This is a genomic window from Pseudomonas sp. BO3-4 (assembly GCF_034044115.1).
In the GTDB taxonomy this organism is placed as follows: domain Bacteria; phylum Pseudomonadota; class Gammaproteobacteria; order Pseudomonadales; family Pseudomonadaceae; genus Aquipseudomonas; species Aquipseudomonas alloputida.
Window position 1 is genome coordinate 955,003 of record NZ_CP139018.1, and the last position, 13,809, is coordinate 968,811.

A 13,809-nucleotide genomic window follows, 5' to 3' on the forward strand; every position below is an offset into this window, starting at 1 on the left:
AAGCTTACGGGTGAGGGTGAATCCATGACGACATCTACTGGCAAAATCAACCTGTTGGGTCTGACCCAGCCGGAAATGGAACAATTCTTCGACTCTATCGGGGAGAAGCGCTTCCGTGCCGGCCAGGTGATGAAATGGATTCACCATTTTGGCGTGTCCGACTTTGCGGCCATGACCAACGTAGGCAAGGTCTTGCGCGAAAAGCTCGAGGCCGTTGCCGAAATTCGCCCACCGGAAGTGGTCAGTGAAGACATTTCCGCCGACGGCACCCGTAAATGGGTGATCCGCGTTGCCTCCGGCAGCTGCGTCGAGACCGTCTATATTCCAACCGACGACCGCGGCACCCTGTGCGTATCGTCGCAAGCCGGCTGTGCCCTGGACTGCAGCTTCTGCTCCACCGGCAAGCAAGGCTTCAACAGCAACCTCACTGCCGCCGAAGTGATCGGCCAGGTGTGGCTTGCCAACAAATCCTTCGGGACCGTTCCTGCCAAAGTCGACCGCGCGATTACCAACGTGGTCATGATGGGCATGGGCGAGCCCTTGCTGAACTTCGACAACGTCATTGCCGCCATGAAAATCATGATGGATGACCTTGGCTATGGCATTTCCAAGCGCCGTGTCACCTTGTCCACCTCGGGCGTGGTGCCGATGATTGACGAACTCGCCAAGCACATCGACGTGTCGCTGGCCCTGTCGCTGCATGCGCCGAACGACGAACTGCGTAACAAGCTGGTACCGATCAACAAGAAGTACCCGCTGAAGATGCTGCTGGAATCGTGCATGGGCTACATGTCCACCTTGGGCGGCAAGCGCGTGCTCACCGTCGAGTACACCCTGCTCAAGGACGTCAACGACCAGCCCGAGCATGCCGCGCAGATGATCGAACTGTTGCGCGATGTACCCTGCAAGATCAACCTGATCCCGTTCAACCCGTTCCCGCATTCGGGCTACGAGCGACCGAGCAACAACGCTATTCGTCGCTTCCAGGACCTGCTGCACCACGGTGGCTTCAACGTCACCACCCGTACCACGCGCGGCGACGACATCGACGCTGCCTGTGGCCAGCTGGTCGGCCAGGTCAATGACCGCACTCGCCGCAGTGAGCGCTACATCGCTGTTCGCCAGCTTTCTGCGGACGTCGAACTGCCAGACAGCGCCGCCAGCCACTGACAGGTACCTTGCCCATGAGCCTGCGCGCCGCGCTGTCGATCCTTGCGCTTTCGCTGCTGGCCGGCTGCGTGTCGGGCGGCGCGAGCGACCCCTTGGCCAGCCGCCAGGGCAGGGTGGAGGCGGGGCGGGCTTATGTGCAGCTTGGCTTGGGTTATTTGCAACAAGGTTTGACTGAACAGGCCAAGGCGCCGCTGGGAAAGGCCCTGGCGCTGAATGACCAGGATGTCGATGCGCACGCCGCCCTGGCGGTAGTGTTTCAAGCCGAAGGCGAGCCGGCGCTGGCCGAAGCACACTTTCGCAAGGCCTTGCTGATAAGCCGCGGTGACACGCGAATTCGCAACAATTACGGCAGTTTCCTTTATGCTCAGGGGCGATTTGCCGAGGCCAAGCAGATGTTTCGCCTGGCCAGTGCCGATACCCTGTATCCTGAGCGCTCACGCGTGTACGAGAATCTGGGCCTGACCGCCCTGAAGCTCGAACGCCGCGATCAGGCGCACGCGTATCTGTTGAAAGCGTTACAACTCAACCAGCGGCAACCAAAAGCGTTGCTGGAAATGGCTGAGTTGTCCTACGAAAACAGGCATTATGTGCCGGCCCGGGACTACTACGATCGTTTCAGCCAGTTGAGCGACCACGACGCCCGTAGCCTGCTGCTGGGCAGCCGCCTTGCCAGGGTGTTCGACGAGCAGGGCGCACTGGCCGAACTGGGTCAGCAATTACAACGACTTTATCCCGGTACGCCGGAATATCAGCAATACCTGTCGGAGCAACGATGAACGCCGCGCACCCCGAAGTAGCAGTAGCGCCTGGCCAGAACCCCGGTGAGCTTTTGCGCCTGGCCCGTGAGAAACGGGACTGGTCTCAAGCCGAGGTGGCCCGCAAGCTCAACCTCACTGTCAGTTCGTTGAACCACGTGGAAACCGGCGCCTTCGACAAGCTGCCCGGGCATACTTTCGCTCGTGGCTACATTCGCGCCTACGCCAAGCTGATGGACCTCGACCAGGCCGCCCTGGTAGACGCCTTCGACCGTTACACCGGTACCCACGCCAAAGGCAGCGACGTGCATTCGCTGGGCCGTATCGAAGAGCCTGTGCGTCTGTCGCACAACATCCTGCGCGGCGTCAGCCTGCTGTTGCTGGTGGCTGTGGTCGGTGGTGGCTTTTTCTGGTGGCAGGACCAGGGCAGCCTGCGGGGCAAGGACCTGGCCAAGATTGCCCTGGAGCATGTCGAGGTCGAAAGCGCCGACGGCACCACACAGATTCACCCGCTCGATGAGCCTGAAGACCAGGCCGTTTCCGCTGGCCAGCAAGCTGAAAGTGCGCCGCTGGCGCTGGAGCAGGGCGCTGCCGAGCAGCCTGCTGCCGCTGAACAAGCACCGGTAAGCTCTGAGGCCGCCATTGCCGCAGCGCCTGCTCCAGCACAGCAAGCGCCGGTGCAACCCGCACCTGCTGCTTCGCCTGCACCGGTTACGCCTCCGGTACAGGCCACTGCTGCACCTGCACCGGCCGTGGCGGCCGCCGAGCCTGCCGCGGTGCCAGCTGGCAGCGCCAAGGTCGCCATCCAGTTCACCGCCGATTGCTGGACCCAGGTCAGCGACGGCAACGGCAAGGTGCTGTTCAGCGCCATCAAGCGCAAGGGGGACAACCTCGAGCTGACCGGCAAGCCGCCATTCGCGGTACGCCTGGGCTTTGCCCGGGGCGCCCAGGTCAGCTACAACGGCCAGGCCGTCGATGTTGCCCCATTCACCAGTGGCGAGACTGCTCGCCTGAAGTTGGGACAGTAAGTCATGCACGGCGAATCTCCGATCAAACGTCGCGAATCCCGCAAAATCTGGGTTGGCAATGTGCCGGTGGGTGGTGATGCGCCCATCGCGGTGCAGAGCATGACCAACACCGACACCAACGATGTCGCTGCTACCGTGGCGCAAATCCAGCGACTGGTCGATGCCGGCGTGGACATCGTGCGTGTCTCGGTGCCGGACATGGACGCCGCCGAAGCGTTTGGCAAGATCAAGCAACGGGTCAGCGTGCCGCTGGTCGCCGACATCCATTTCGACTACAAGATTGCCCTGCGCGTTGCCGAACTGGGCGTTGATTGCCTGCGGATCAACCCGGGCAACATCGGCCGTGAAGACCGTGTGCGCGCTGTGGTCGATGCCGCCCGCGATCGCGGCATTCCGATTCGTATCGGGGTCAACGCCGGTTCGCTGGAAAAAGACCTGCAGAAGAAGTATGGCGAACCGACCCCGGCCGCACTGGTCGAGTCGGCCCTGCGCCACGTCGAGCATCTCGACCGCCTGGATTTCCAGGACTTCAAGGTCAGCGTCAAGGCCTCAGACGTGTTCATGGCTGTCGAAGCCTACCGTCTGCTGGCCAAGCAGATCGTACAACCGCTGCACCTGGGCATCACTGAAGCCGGTGGCCTGCGTTCGGGGACGGTGAAGTCCGCCGTCGGCCTCGGTATGCTGCTGGCCGAGGGTATTGGCGATACCATTCGCATCTCGCTGGCGGCCGACCCGGTCGAAGAAGTGAAAGTCGGCTACGACATCCTCAAGTCGCTGCATCTGCGTTCGCGTGGCATCAACTTCATCGCCTGCCCGAGCTGCTCGCGGCAGAACTTCGATGTGGTCAAGACCATGAACGAGCTGGAAGGGCGTCTGGAAGACCTGCTGGTGCCGCTGGATGTGGCGGTGATCGGTTGCGTGGTCAACGGCCCGGGTGAAGCCAAGGAGGCCCATGTCGGCTTGACCGGCGGCACGCCGAACCTGATCTACATCGACGGCAAGCCGGCGCAGAAACTGACCAATGACAACCTGGTCGATGAGCTGGAAAAGCTCATCCGCCAGAAAGCGGCCGAAAAGGCCGAAGCTGACGCGGCGCTGATCGTCCGTGGCTGACACACCGAATTCGTAAGGACTTTTCGTGAGCAAATCGCTGCAAGCCATCCGTGGCATGAACGACATCCTGCCAGAACAGTCGCCGCTGTGGCGCTACTTCGAAGGCACCGTGGCCGGGCTGCTGGACACCTACGGGTACAGCCAGATCCGCACGCCGATCGTCGAGTTCACCGAGCTGTTCAAACGCTCGATCGGTGAAGTGACCGACATCGTCGAAAAAGAGATGTACACCTTCGAGGACCGCAACGGTGATTCGCTGACCCTGCGCCCTGAAGGCACCGCGGCCTGCGTGCGAGCGGTGCTCGAGCACGGCATCACCGGCAACGGTCAGGTGCAGAAGCTGTGGTACATCGGCCAGATGTTCCGCCACGAGCGCCCACAGAAGGGCCGCTACCGTCAGTTCCACCAGATTGGCGTGGAAGTGTTCAACCTGGACGGCCCGGACATCGATGCCGAGCTGATCATGCTGACCTGGCGCCTGTGGGGCCTGCTGGGCATCCAGGACGCGGTCAAGCTGGAGCTCAACAGCCTGGGCACCAGTGAAGCCCGCGCACGCTACCGTGACGCGCTGGTCGAGTTCCTCTCGGCGCGCCTGGAGCAACTGGACGAAGACAGCCAGCGCCGCCTGAAGAGCAACCCGCTGCGCATCCTCGACAGCAAAGACCAGAACACCCAGGCGGTGTTGGTCGGGGCGCCGAAGCTGGAAGACTACCTAGACGAAGAGTCGCGCGTGCACTTCGAAGGCCTCAAGGCCCGCCTGGACGCAGCCGGTATTCCGTTCGTGATCAACACCAAGCTGGTACGTGGCCTGGACTATTACAGCAAGACCGTGTTCGAGTGGGTAACCGACAAGCTCGGCGCCCAGGGCACGGTGTGCGCGGGTGGCCGTTACGACGGCCTGGTCGAACAGATGGGTGGCAAGCCGACCACTGGCGTTGGTTTCGCCATGGGCATCGAGCGCCTGATCCTGCTGTTGGAAACCTTGGGCAAGGTGCCGGAGTCCATCAGCCGCCAGATCGACGTTTACCTGTGCGCCTTTGGCGAGCAGGCGGAGCTGGCAGGCCTGCGCCTGTCCGAAGGCTTGCGCGACCGCTTGCCGGGCCTGCGCCTGGCTGTCAACGCCGGGGGTGGCAGCTTCAAGAGCCAGTTCAAGAAGGCCGACAAGAGCGGTGCACTGTTCGCCCTGATCCTCGGCGACGACGAGCTGGCCAAGCAAGAGATCGGCTTGAAGCCCCTGCGTGGCCAGGGCGAACAACAGAACATTGCCTGGGATGCTCTTGCAGAGCACCTGGAAACCGCGATCGCGCAGGCGTAACGCGGTTCAACAAGCGAATAGGCGAAAAGGAGTATTGGGGTGTCGAGTACCGATGATGATGACCTGGCAGGGGTCAAGGACTGGTGGAACCGCAACGGCAAGCCGCTGCTGACCGGTGCATTGCTGGCTGGCGTGGTGGTGTTGGGCTGGAATACCTGGCACAAGTACCAGACCAACCAGTCGCAAGGTGCCTCGCAGTTGTATCAGGCGCTGATTGAAACCAGCCTGACACCGACCGGCCAGCCGGACGCCACCAAGGTCGCGGAACTGGCCGGCAAGCTCAAGAGCGAGTTTGGCGGCACCGCTTACGCCCAGTACGGCAGCCTGTTCGTGGCCAAGGTCGCGGTCGACAGCGGCAAGCTCGATGACGCCGCAGCCGAGCTGAAAAGCGTGCTGGACAAACCGGCCGACGTTACCTTGGGCGAGATTTCGCGTCAGCGTCTGGCGCGCGTACTGGCAGCCCAGAACAAGGCCGAGGATGCCCTCAAGTTGCTCGACGGCGACGCCGACAAAGCCTTCCTGGCCAGCCGTGAAGAGTTGAAGGGTGACCTGCTGGTGCAGCTGGGTCGCGCCGACGACGCACACAGCGCTTACGAAAAAGCCAAGGCTGCGCTGTCCGATGACGCGGCGGTCGGTGGCCTGCAATTGAAGCTGGATGACCTGGCTAAAGGGGACGCGTAAGTGATCGGTTGGAAACATGCAGCAGTGCTGACCCTGGCCGTACTGGCCGCAGGTTGCAGCAGCAACAGCAAGAAGGAACTGCCCCCGGCCGAGCTGACCAAGTTCACCGAGGAAGTGGTGCTGAAGAAGCAGTGGAGCCGTTCGATCGGTGACGGCCAGGGTGAAACCTACAACACCCTGGTACCGGCCATCGAGAACGACCGTATCTACGCTTCCGACGTCAACGGCGAAGTCTTCGCCCTCGATCGCATCACGGGTGACGTGGTGTGGAAGAAGGACCTGGAGCTGCAGGTTTCCGGTGCAGTTGGCGTAGGCTATGGCCTGGTCATGCTCGGTACCCTCAAGGGTGAAGTCATTGCTCTGGACTCCAGCACCGGTGAGGAGCGTTGGCGCTCGCGCGTGACCAGCGAAGTGCTGGCCCCACCTGCCAACAACGGTGACGTGGTGGTGGTGCAGACCCAGGACGACCGCCTGATCGGCCTGGATGCCGCCACTGGCGACCGCCGTTGGATCTACGAAAACTCGCCGGCCGTGCTGACGCTGCGTGGCACCGGTGCGCCGATCGCCACCAACCGCCTGGCGGTTGCCGGCCTGTCCACCGGCAAAGTGGTCGCGGTTGACATCAACAACGGTGTGCCGGTGTGGGAAAGCCGCGTGGCCATCCCGAAGGGCCGTTCCGAGCTGGACCGTGTGGTTGATATCGACGGCGGCTTGCTGCTGTCTGGTGGTACCCTGTACGTCAGCACCTACCAGGGCCGTGTAGCGGGCCTGGACCTGGAAAGCGGCCGTGAGCTGTGGCAGCGCGATGCTTCCAGCTATGTGGGTGTCGCCCAGGGCTTCGGTAACGTCTACGTCAGCGAAGCCTCGGGTACCGTGGAAAGTGTGGATGAGCGCTCTTCCAGTGCCCTGTGGAGCAACGACAGCATGGCTCGCCGCCAGTTGACCGCCCCTGAAGTGTTCAGCAGCTACGTGGCTGTGGGTGACTTTGAAGGTTACCTGCACCTGCTGAGCCAGGTGGATGGCCGCTTCGTCGGCCGTGAGCGTATCGACAGCGATGGCTTGCGCGCCCGCCCACTTGTGGTCGGCGACACCATCTATGTCTTCGGCAACAGCGGCAAGCTCGAGGCACTGACCATCCGCTGAAGCTATGCTTGAAGCCTTGGCGGGCTTCAAGCCGCGGCGTAGGACACGCCGCCCAAACTCCGGCCGCTGCCTTGCAGCGGCCTTTGCATTTTCAAGAATTCGAGAGTGGAGAGCCGATGGTTCCCGTAATTGCCCTGGTGGGCCGCCCGAACGTCGGCAAATCCACCATGTTCAACCGCCTGACCAAGACCCGCGATGCCATCGTCGGTGACCTGTCGGGCCTGACCCGTGACCGCCAGTATGGTGATGCCAGCTGGCAGGGTCGTTCCTTCATCCTGATTGACACCGGTGGTATCACCGGTGACGAAGTGGGCATGGACGAAAAAATGGCCGAGCAGTCGCTCATGGCCATCGAAGAAGCCGACTACGTGCTATTCCTGGTTGATGCCCGAGCGGGCATGACCGCAGCAGACCAGATGATCGCCGAGCACCTGCGCAAGCGGAACAAGGCCGCGATCCTGGTTGCCAACAAGATCGACAACATCGACCCCGACGTTGCCCGCGCCGAATTCTCGCCAATGGGCATGGGCAACGCCATTCCGGTGGCAGGCTCCCAGGGCCGGGGTATCAGCGCCTTGATGGAGGCCGTGCTCGGTCACCTGCCGCGTGATGCCGAAGACGAAGCCCTCGAACAGGACGTTGCTGAAGGTGAGGAAGCTGTGCGCATTCCTGGCCCAAGCGAGAAGGATGGCATCAAGATCGCCATCATCGGCCGCCCGAACGTTGGCAAGTCGACGCTGGTCAACCGCATGCTCGGCGAAGAGCGTGTGGTGGTCTACGACGAGCCGGGTACTACCCGTGACAGTATCTACATCCCGTTTGAGCGTGATGGTGACAAGTACACCTTCATCGACACCGCCGGTGTGCGCAAGCGTGGCAAGATCCACGAGGAAGTCGAGAAGTTCTCGGTGGTGAAGACGCTGCAGGCGATCAAGGACGCCAACGTCGTCATCTTCGTCATGGATGCCCGCGAAGGTGTGGTCGACCATGACCTGAACCTGCTGGGCTTTGCCCTTGAAGCCGGTCGCGCCATCGTCATTGCCCTGAACAAGTGGGATGGCATGGAGCCGGGTGAGCGCGCCTACGTGAAGACCGAGCTGGAGCGCCGGCTGTTCTTCGTCGATTTTGCTGACATCCACTTCATTTCTGCGCTGCATGGCACGGGCGTGGGCAACTTGTACAAGTCGGTGCAGGCTGCGTTCCAGTCCGCGGTCACCCGCTGGCCGACCAGCCGCCTGACGCAGATCCTCGAAGATGCCGTGAGCGAGCACCAGCCGCCGATGGTCAATGGTCGCCGCATCAAGCTGCGCTATGCCCACCTCGGCGGTGCCAACCCGCCGCTCATCGTGATCCACGGCAACCAGACCGACAGCATTCCCAAGTCGTACTCGCGTTACCTGGAAAACACCTATCGCCGGGTGCTCAAACTGGTTGGTACACCGATTCGTATTGAGTACAAGGGCGGCGAGAACCCTTACGAGGGTAAGAAGAACACCCTTACCGATCGCCAGGTCAACAAGAAACGCCGCCTGATGTCGCACCACAAGAAGGCCGAGAAGAAGCGTCGCGACAAACGCTAAGCAGCGCCATGTGGGGGCGGGCAAGGCTGCCCCCACAGACGCCCTTTGATCCAGAGCAATCCCCCTATTGTTTCAACCTTTTTCCTGACCGCTCGATCCGCTATGCTCGGACTCCACCCCGTGCCGGATATACCCCAGGAAAGAGGGCTCCATGATCCGCAGCAAACTGCCGAATGTCGGCACGACCATCTTCACCACCATGTCCCAGCTCGCCGTGCAGACTGGCGCGCTCAACCTGTCCCAGGGCTTTCCTGACTTCAATGGCCCGCAGGCCCTGCTCGATGCAGTGGGCCGGCACGTGGCTGCCGGGCATAACCAGTATTCGCCGATGACCGGCCTGCCGGCCTTGCGCCAGCAGGTGGCGGCCAAGGTCGAGCGGCTGTATGGGGCCAGGGTGGATGCCGATCAGGAAGTGACTATCACCCCCGGCGCCACCGAGGCTATTTTCTGTGCCATCCAGGCGGTGGTGCATGCCGGTGACGAAGTGATCGTCTTCGACCCCTGCTACGACAGTTACGAGCCGTCCGTGGAGCTGGCCGGTGGTCGCTGTGTACATGTGCAGTTGAGCGACGGCGATTTCCGTATCGACTGGCAGAAATTCAGCGATGCATTGAGCCCGCGCACGCGCATGGTCATCCTCAACTCGCCACACAACCCCAGCGGCGCGTTGATCACCCGCGAAGACCTCGACCAGTTGGCCGCACTTATTGCCGACCGCGATATCTACCTGGTCAGCGATGAAGTGTACGAGCACCTGGTCTACGACGGTGTACGCCACGCCAGTGTGCTGGCCCATGAGCAGTTGTACTCGCGTGCCTTCGTGGTCAGTTCCTTCGGCAAGACGTACCACGTTACCGGCTGGAAGACCGGTTACGTGATCGCACCGCCAGCCTTGAGCGCCGAGCTGCGCAAAGTGCACCAGTACGTCAACTTCTGTGGCGTGACGCCGCTGCAGTGTGCCTTGGCCGACTTCATGGCCGGGCACCCCGAGCATATTGATGAGTTGCCGGCCTTCTACCAGGCCAAGCGCGACCTGTTCTGCGGTTTGCTGGACGGTTCGCGTTTCAACTTTACCCGCACGACGGGCACTTATTTCCAGCTGGTGGACTATTCGCAAATCCGTCCGGACCTGAACGATGTCGACATGTCGCTGTGGCTGACGCGTGAGCACGGCGTGGCGACCATCCCGGTATCGGTGTTCTACCAGCACCCCATCCCCGAGCAACGCCTGGTGCGCCTGTGCTTTGCCAAACGAGAGGAGACGCTGCGTCAGGCAGCGGAAAGACTATGCGCGATCTGAGTACACTGCCGAACCTGAAAGTCGCCCTGGTGCAAACCACCTTGGCCTGGCACGACCGCGAGGCCAACTATGCGCACTTCGAGGTGCTGCTGGAGCAGGTGGGTGAGGTTGACCTGGTGATCCTGCCGGAAATGTTTACCACCGGTTTTTCGATGCAATCGGAAAGCCTGTGCGAGCCGGAGAACGGTCCGACCTACAAATGGCTGAAGGCACAGGCCAAGAAGCACAACGCGGTGATTACCGGCAGTGTGATCATCCAGGCCGCCGATGGCAGCCACCGCAACCGCCTGTTGTGGGCGCGGCCGGACGGCGAGATTCTGCACTACGACAAGCGCCACCTGTTCCGCATGGCCGGTGAGCACAAACATTACACCCCTGGCGAGCGGCAGGTGCAGTTCGAGGTCAAGGGCTGGCGGATTCGCCCGCTGATCTGCTACGACCTGCGCTTCCCTGTGTGGAGCCGTGACGCCCAGGACACCGACCTGCTGCTGTACACCGCCAACTGGCCGGCCGCGCGTCGCCAGCACTGGAACCGCCTGCTGCCGGCGCGGGGGATCGAGAACCTGTGCTATGTGGCGGCGGTGAACCGGGTGGGCACGGACGGTAAAGGCTTTGCTTACTCTGGTGACAGCCAGGTGCTGGATTTCCAGGGCGAGAGCCTGCTCAGTGCCGGGGAGGCGGACGGGGTGTTCACTGCAGTACTGAGCGCGGCGGAACTGGCGGCGTACCGGGCCAAGTTCCCGGCCAACCTGGATGCCGATACCTTCGAGTTGCACTGACAGCAGGGCCGGCTTCTTCGCGGGTAAACCCGCTCCTACACGGTGTGGACTCACACACCGTAGGTTGGACACAGGCCACCGTAGGAGCGGGTTCACCCGCGAAAGGGCCGGCCCTGCTGGCCAATTTCCACCTGTCGTTCACCATTGCCGCCGCCACCGTATTCGCGGGTAAACCCGCGCCTACACACGTATCGGTGGTTGGTCAAAGGCCGTTGTGTAGGAGCGGGTTCACCCGCGAAAGGGCCGGCCCTGCTGGCCAATTTTCATGCGACGTTCACCGTTGCCGCCGCCACCGTATTCGCGGGTAAACCCGCTCCTACACACCGATCAATACACATCCCGCCGATACCGCCCATCCTCGATCAACTGCTGTACAGCAGCTTCACCCAGCATGCCTTTGAGCGCCGCATCCACCCCCGCCGCCATGCCTTGCAGGCTGCCGCAGACATACACGCAAGCCCCGTCGGCCACCCAGCGCTTGAAGTCCTCGGCCTGCTCCAGCATCACGTCCTGCACATACACCTTCTCAGTCTGATCGCGCGAGAACGCCAGGTCCAGCCGTGCCAGGTCACCGTTGTCCAGCCAAGCGTGCAGCTCATCGCCACACAGCAAGTCATGCGCCCGATTACGTTCGCCGAACAACAGCCAGTTGCGCTGCTCACCGGCATTGACCCGGGCGCGCAACAGGCTGCGAAGGCCCGCCAGGCCAGTGCCGTTGCCGATCAGGATCATCGGCGCAGCAGCCTCAGGCAGATGGAAGCCACTGTTACGCCGCAGGCGCAGGCTCAGGGTGCCATTCATTGGCAGGTATTCGGTCAGCCAGCCAGAGCCCAAGCCAAGGCTGCCGTCGGGGTGGCGTTCCTGGCGCACGATCAGCTCCAGCACACCATCGCTGGCGATCGAGGCGATGGAGTATTCGCGGCTGCCGATTGGCGCCAGTGCATCGACCAGCGCTTGTGGCTGCAAGCCGATCAGGTGGTCGCGGCGCGTCGGCAGTTGGCGGCCAGCGAGTGCCTGGGCAAGGGTTTCGCTCAGGCCATTCACCTGCACCTGGCTGCTGGCGTCCAGTGCCATGCCCTTGAGGAACGCGTCGATCCGTGGCTGCCCATTCAGCGGCAGTATCTCTACCAGGTCGCCGGCTTCCCAGCTCGCAGGTTCTGCAGCCTGCAGGCCAAGCAGGTACACCGGTTGGCCTTGGCTGCCGGGGTTGAGCAGTTTGCGGCGCACCAGCGACCAGTTGGCAAAGGTTGGCGGCTGCCAGGCGGCCACCGGCTGGACGCCCGTCAGTTGCGCCAGTTCCTGCTGCCATTGCTGCAGGGCGGCCTGGTCGGCGTTGTCCACTTCCACCGGGCTGAATGCACTGCTGGCACCGCGCTCCCCCAGCCACGCCTGGAGACGACGAGCGAAACCGCAGAAGTGCGGGTACTGACGATCACCGAGGGCGAGCAGGGCATAGTTGAGGTTGTTCAGTGCCCAAGGCTGGCCGAGCACCTTGCGCTCGAAGGCGCGAGCGCTGTCGGGCGCTTCGCCGTCGCCGAATGTACTCACCACGAAGAGCGCGCGATGGGCTTGGCGCAGGTCGTTTTCACCCAGCTCGGCAAGGGCGCGCACCTGAACGGGCTGGCCAGCTGCCTGCAGCTGCTCGGCACTCTGCCAGGCCAACTGTTCGGCAAAGCCACTCTGGCTGGCGAAGCCGATCAGCCAGCCGTCGCCAGTGCCGCTGTTGGCGACGTTGCCACGGGCTGCGCGCACCTGACGTTTCTTGCGGCGGCGGTCGAGGTACAGCAGCCAGCCGGTGACGAAGAACAACGGCATGGTGAGGCTGGCGATGGTGACGATGATGCGCCCCGGCAAGCCGAAGTATTCGCCGACGTGCAAGGCGTAAACACTCTGCAGCAACTGCGCCTTGAATGACTTGTCGGTGTAGCGATCGTGTTTCTTAACTTGGCCGGTGGCCGGGTCAAGGACCAGGGTATTGAAGGCACGTGGGTGCGCGGCGTTGTCGAGCAGGTAGAACAGGTTGGCCGGCTGACCGCCAGCAGGTGGCAGGCGCAGGTTGTAGGTGGACAGGCCTGGGCCTGCGGCCTCCTGGAGGTTGGCCCAGATGGCGTCGTAGTCCACCACCAGCGGTGGCGCATTCTTGTCGACTGTTTGCGGCCCGTGCCGGCCACGGCCTTCACCTCGTTTTTGCTGCTGGCCTGCGGCTGGCGCGTCGGCCAGCAGCTTGTTCAGGCCTTCACGGTACCACTCATAGGACCAGAACAGCCCGGTCAGGGCGAACAGAAGATAGAACAGCAGGCACCAGGTGCCGGCAACGGCGTGCAGGTCCCAGTTGAAGGCGCGGCCTTTCTTGGCCCAGTCGAAGGTCAGCCAGGTGCGCCAGTCCAGCGCTTTACGCGGCCAGCGCAGGTAAAGGCCGGACAGGCAGAAGAACACCAGCATCAGGGTGCAGGCCCCGGTGATTTGCCGGCCAGTATCGCCCATGGCGAGGAAGCGGTGCAGCTTGAGCATGAGGTTGAAGAAGCCTTGCCCGGCCGCTTCGCCCTTGAGTTCGCCGGTGTACGGGTCGGCATAGCGCAGCTCGCCACGGCGTTCGCCCGGTGCGGGCATGAAGAAGATCCGTGCAGCGTTGCCTTCGCGCACGTCGACCCACAGCATCGAGACTTTGTCGTGTTGCTGGGCTTCGACCCGCTTAACCAGCTCGGCCGGCGGTAGCACGCCTTCGGTGCGTACTTCTACCTTGAGTACATCGGCATTGAATGCGCGCAGCAGTTCTTCCTGGAACGAGTACAGCGCCCCGGTAATGCCCATCAAGGCCAGCACCAGGCCAGCGGTGATGCCAAAGAACCAGTGCAATTGGAACAGCGTCTTCTTCACCACGTCTTTCACCTTGAGTTGCTGCCGCGACCCGCGCGGCGTGCATTATGCCTTGATACGCAAAAGCC

At 62.6% G+C, this 13,809-nt stretch carries 11 protein-coding genes; 10 read left to right on the plus strand and 1 reads right to left on the minus strand.

Going from position 1 to position 13,809, the window contains the following annotated elements:
- Window positions 1–24: 24 nt before the first annotated feature.
- The 10 genes from rlmN to REH59_RS04430 all read left to right on the plus strand — a co-directional run bounded on the left by rlmN (window position 25) and on the right by REH59_RS04430 (window position 10,864).
- Window positions 25–1,170 (plus strand): 23S rRNA (adenine(2503)-C(2))-methyltransferase RlmN, encoded by a 1,146-nt coding sequence (gene rlmN, locus REH59_RS04385; RefSeq protein ID WP_003248524.1) that lies wholly within the window; start codon window positions 25–27, stop codon window positions 1,168–1,170.
- 14 nt (window positions 1,171–1,184) lie between these two features.
- Window positions 1,185–1,946, plus strand: a complete 762-nt coding sequence (pilW, locus tag REH59_RS04390; protein ID WP_014861260.1) for a type IV pilus biogenesis/stability protein PilW — start codon at window positions 1,185–1,187, stop codon at window positions 1,944–1,946.
- A complete protein-coding gene (locus REH59_RS04395) occupies window positions 1,943–2,953 on the plus strand; it encodes a RodZ domain-containing protein (RefSeq protein ID WP_014861261.1) in 1,011 nt (336 codons plus the stop codon). The genes pilW and REH59_RS04395 overlap by 4 nt, the downstream gene beginning before the upstream one ends.
- 3 nt (window positions 2,954–2,956) lie before the next feature.
- On the plus strand, window positions 2,957–4,066 hold the full coding sequence (ispG, locus tag REH59_RS04400; RefSeq protein ID WP_003248517.1) for a flavodoxin-dependent (E)-4-hydroxy-3-methylbut-2-enyl-diphosphate synthase: 1,110 nt from the start codon (window positions 2,957–2,959) through the stop codon (window positions 4,064–4,066).
- Between the two features lie 25 nt (window positions 4,067–4,091).
- The gene (gene hisS, locus REH59_RS04405) at window positions 4,092–5,381 is read left to right on the plus strand and encodes a histidine--tRNA ligase (protein WP_003248516.1); all 1,290 of its coding nucleotides are present in this window, start codon (window positions 4,092–4,094) and stop codon (window positions 5,379–5,381) included.
- A gap of 39 nt (window positions 5,382–5,420) precedes the next feature.
- A complete protein-coding gene (locus REH59_RS04410; RefSeq protein WP_003248514.1) occupies window positions 5,421–6,062 on the plus strand; it encodes a tetratricopeptide repeat protein in 642 nt (213 codons plus the stop codon).
- Window positions 6,063–7,205 (plus strand): outer membrane protein assembly factor BamB, encoded by a 1,143-nt coding sequence (gene bamB, locus REH59_RS04415; RefSeq protein WP_004576298.1) that lies wholly within the window; start codon window positions 6,063–6,065, stop codon window positions 7,203–7,205.
- A 116-nt stretch (window positions 7,206–7,321) separates the two neighbouring features.
- Entirely contained in the window at window positions 7,322–8,785 is a 1,464-nt protein-coding gene (gene der, locus REH59_RS04420) for a ribosome biogenesis GTPase Der (protein ID WP_003248512.1), read from the plus strand.
- Window positions 8,786–8,936: 151 nt separating this feature from the next.
- Window positions 8,937–10,085 (plus strand): pyridoxal phosphate-dependent aminotransferase, encoded by a 1,149-nt coding sequence (locus REH59_RS04425; RefSeq protein WP_014861262.1) that lies wholly within the window; start codon window positions 8,937–8,939, stop codon window positions 10,083–10,085.
- On the plus strand, window positions 10,073–10,864 hold the full coding sequence (locus REH59_RS04430; protein WP_003248510.1) for an amidohydrolase: 792 nt from the start codon (window positions 10,073–10,075) through the stop codon (window positions 10,862–10,864). Before REH59_RS04425 ends, REH59_RS04430 begins: the two co-directional genes overlap by 13 nt.
- 327 nt (window positions 10,865–11,191) lie before the next feature.
- Here REH59_RS04430 and REH59_RS04435 read toward each other — a convergent pair whose 3' ends face one another.
- The gene (locus REH59_RS04435; protein WP_014861719.1) at window positions 11,192–13,744 is read right to left on the minus strand and encodes a PepSY domain-containing protein; all 2,553 of its coding nucleotides are present in this window, start codon (window positions 13,742–13,744) and stop codon (window positions 11,192–11,194) included.
- Between the last annotated feature and the right edge of the window lie 65 nt (window positions 13,745–13,809).

Coding starts and splice junctions, on each gene's coding strand:
- rlmN (WP_003248524.1), top strand. CDS start 25: ATGACGACATCTACTGGCAAAATCAACCTGTTGGGTCTGACCCAGCCG.
- pilW (WP_014861260.1), top strand. CDS start 1,185: ATGAGCCTGCGCGCCGCGCTGTCGATCCTTGCGCTTTCGCTGCTGGCC.
- REH59_RS04395 (WP_014861261.1), top strand. CDS start 1,943: ATGAACGCCGCGCACCCCGAAGTAGCAGTAGCGCCTGGCCAGAACCCC.
- ispG (WP_003248517.1), top strand. CDS start 2,957: ATGCACGGCGAATCTCCGATCAAACGTCGCGAATCCCGCAAAATCTGG.
- der (WP_003248512.1), top strand. CDS start 7,322: ATGGTTCCCGTAATTGCCCTGGTGGGCCGCCCGAACGTCGGCAAATCC.
- REH59_RS04425 (WP_014861262.1), top strand. CDS start 8,937: ATGATCCGCAGCAAACTGCCGAATGTCGGCACGACCATCTTCACCACC.
- REH59_RS04430 (WP_003248510.1), top strand. CDS start 10,073: ATGCGCGATCTGAGTACACTGCCGAACCTGAAAGTCGCCCTGGTGCAA.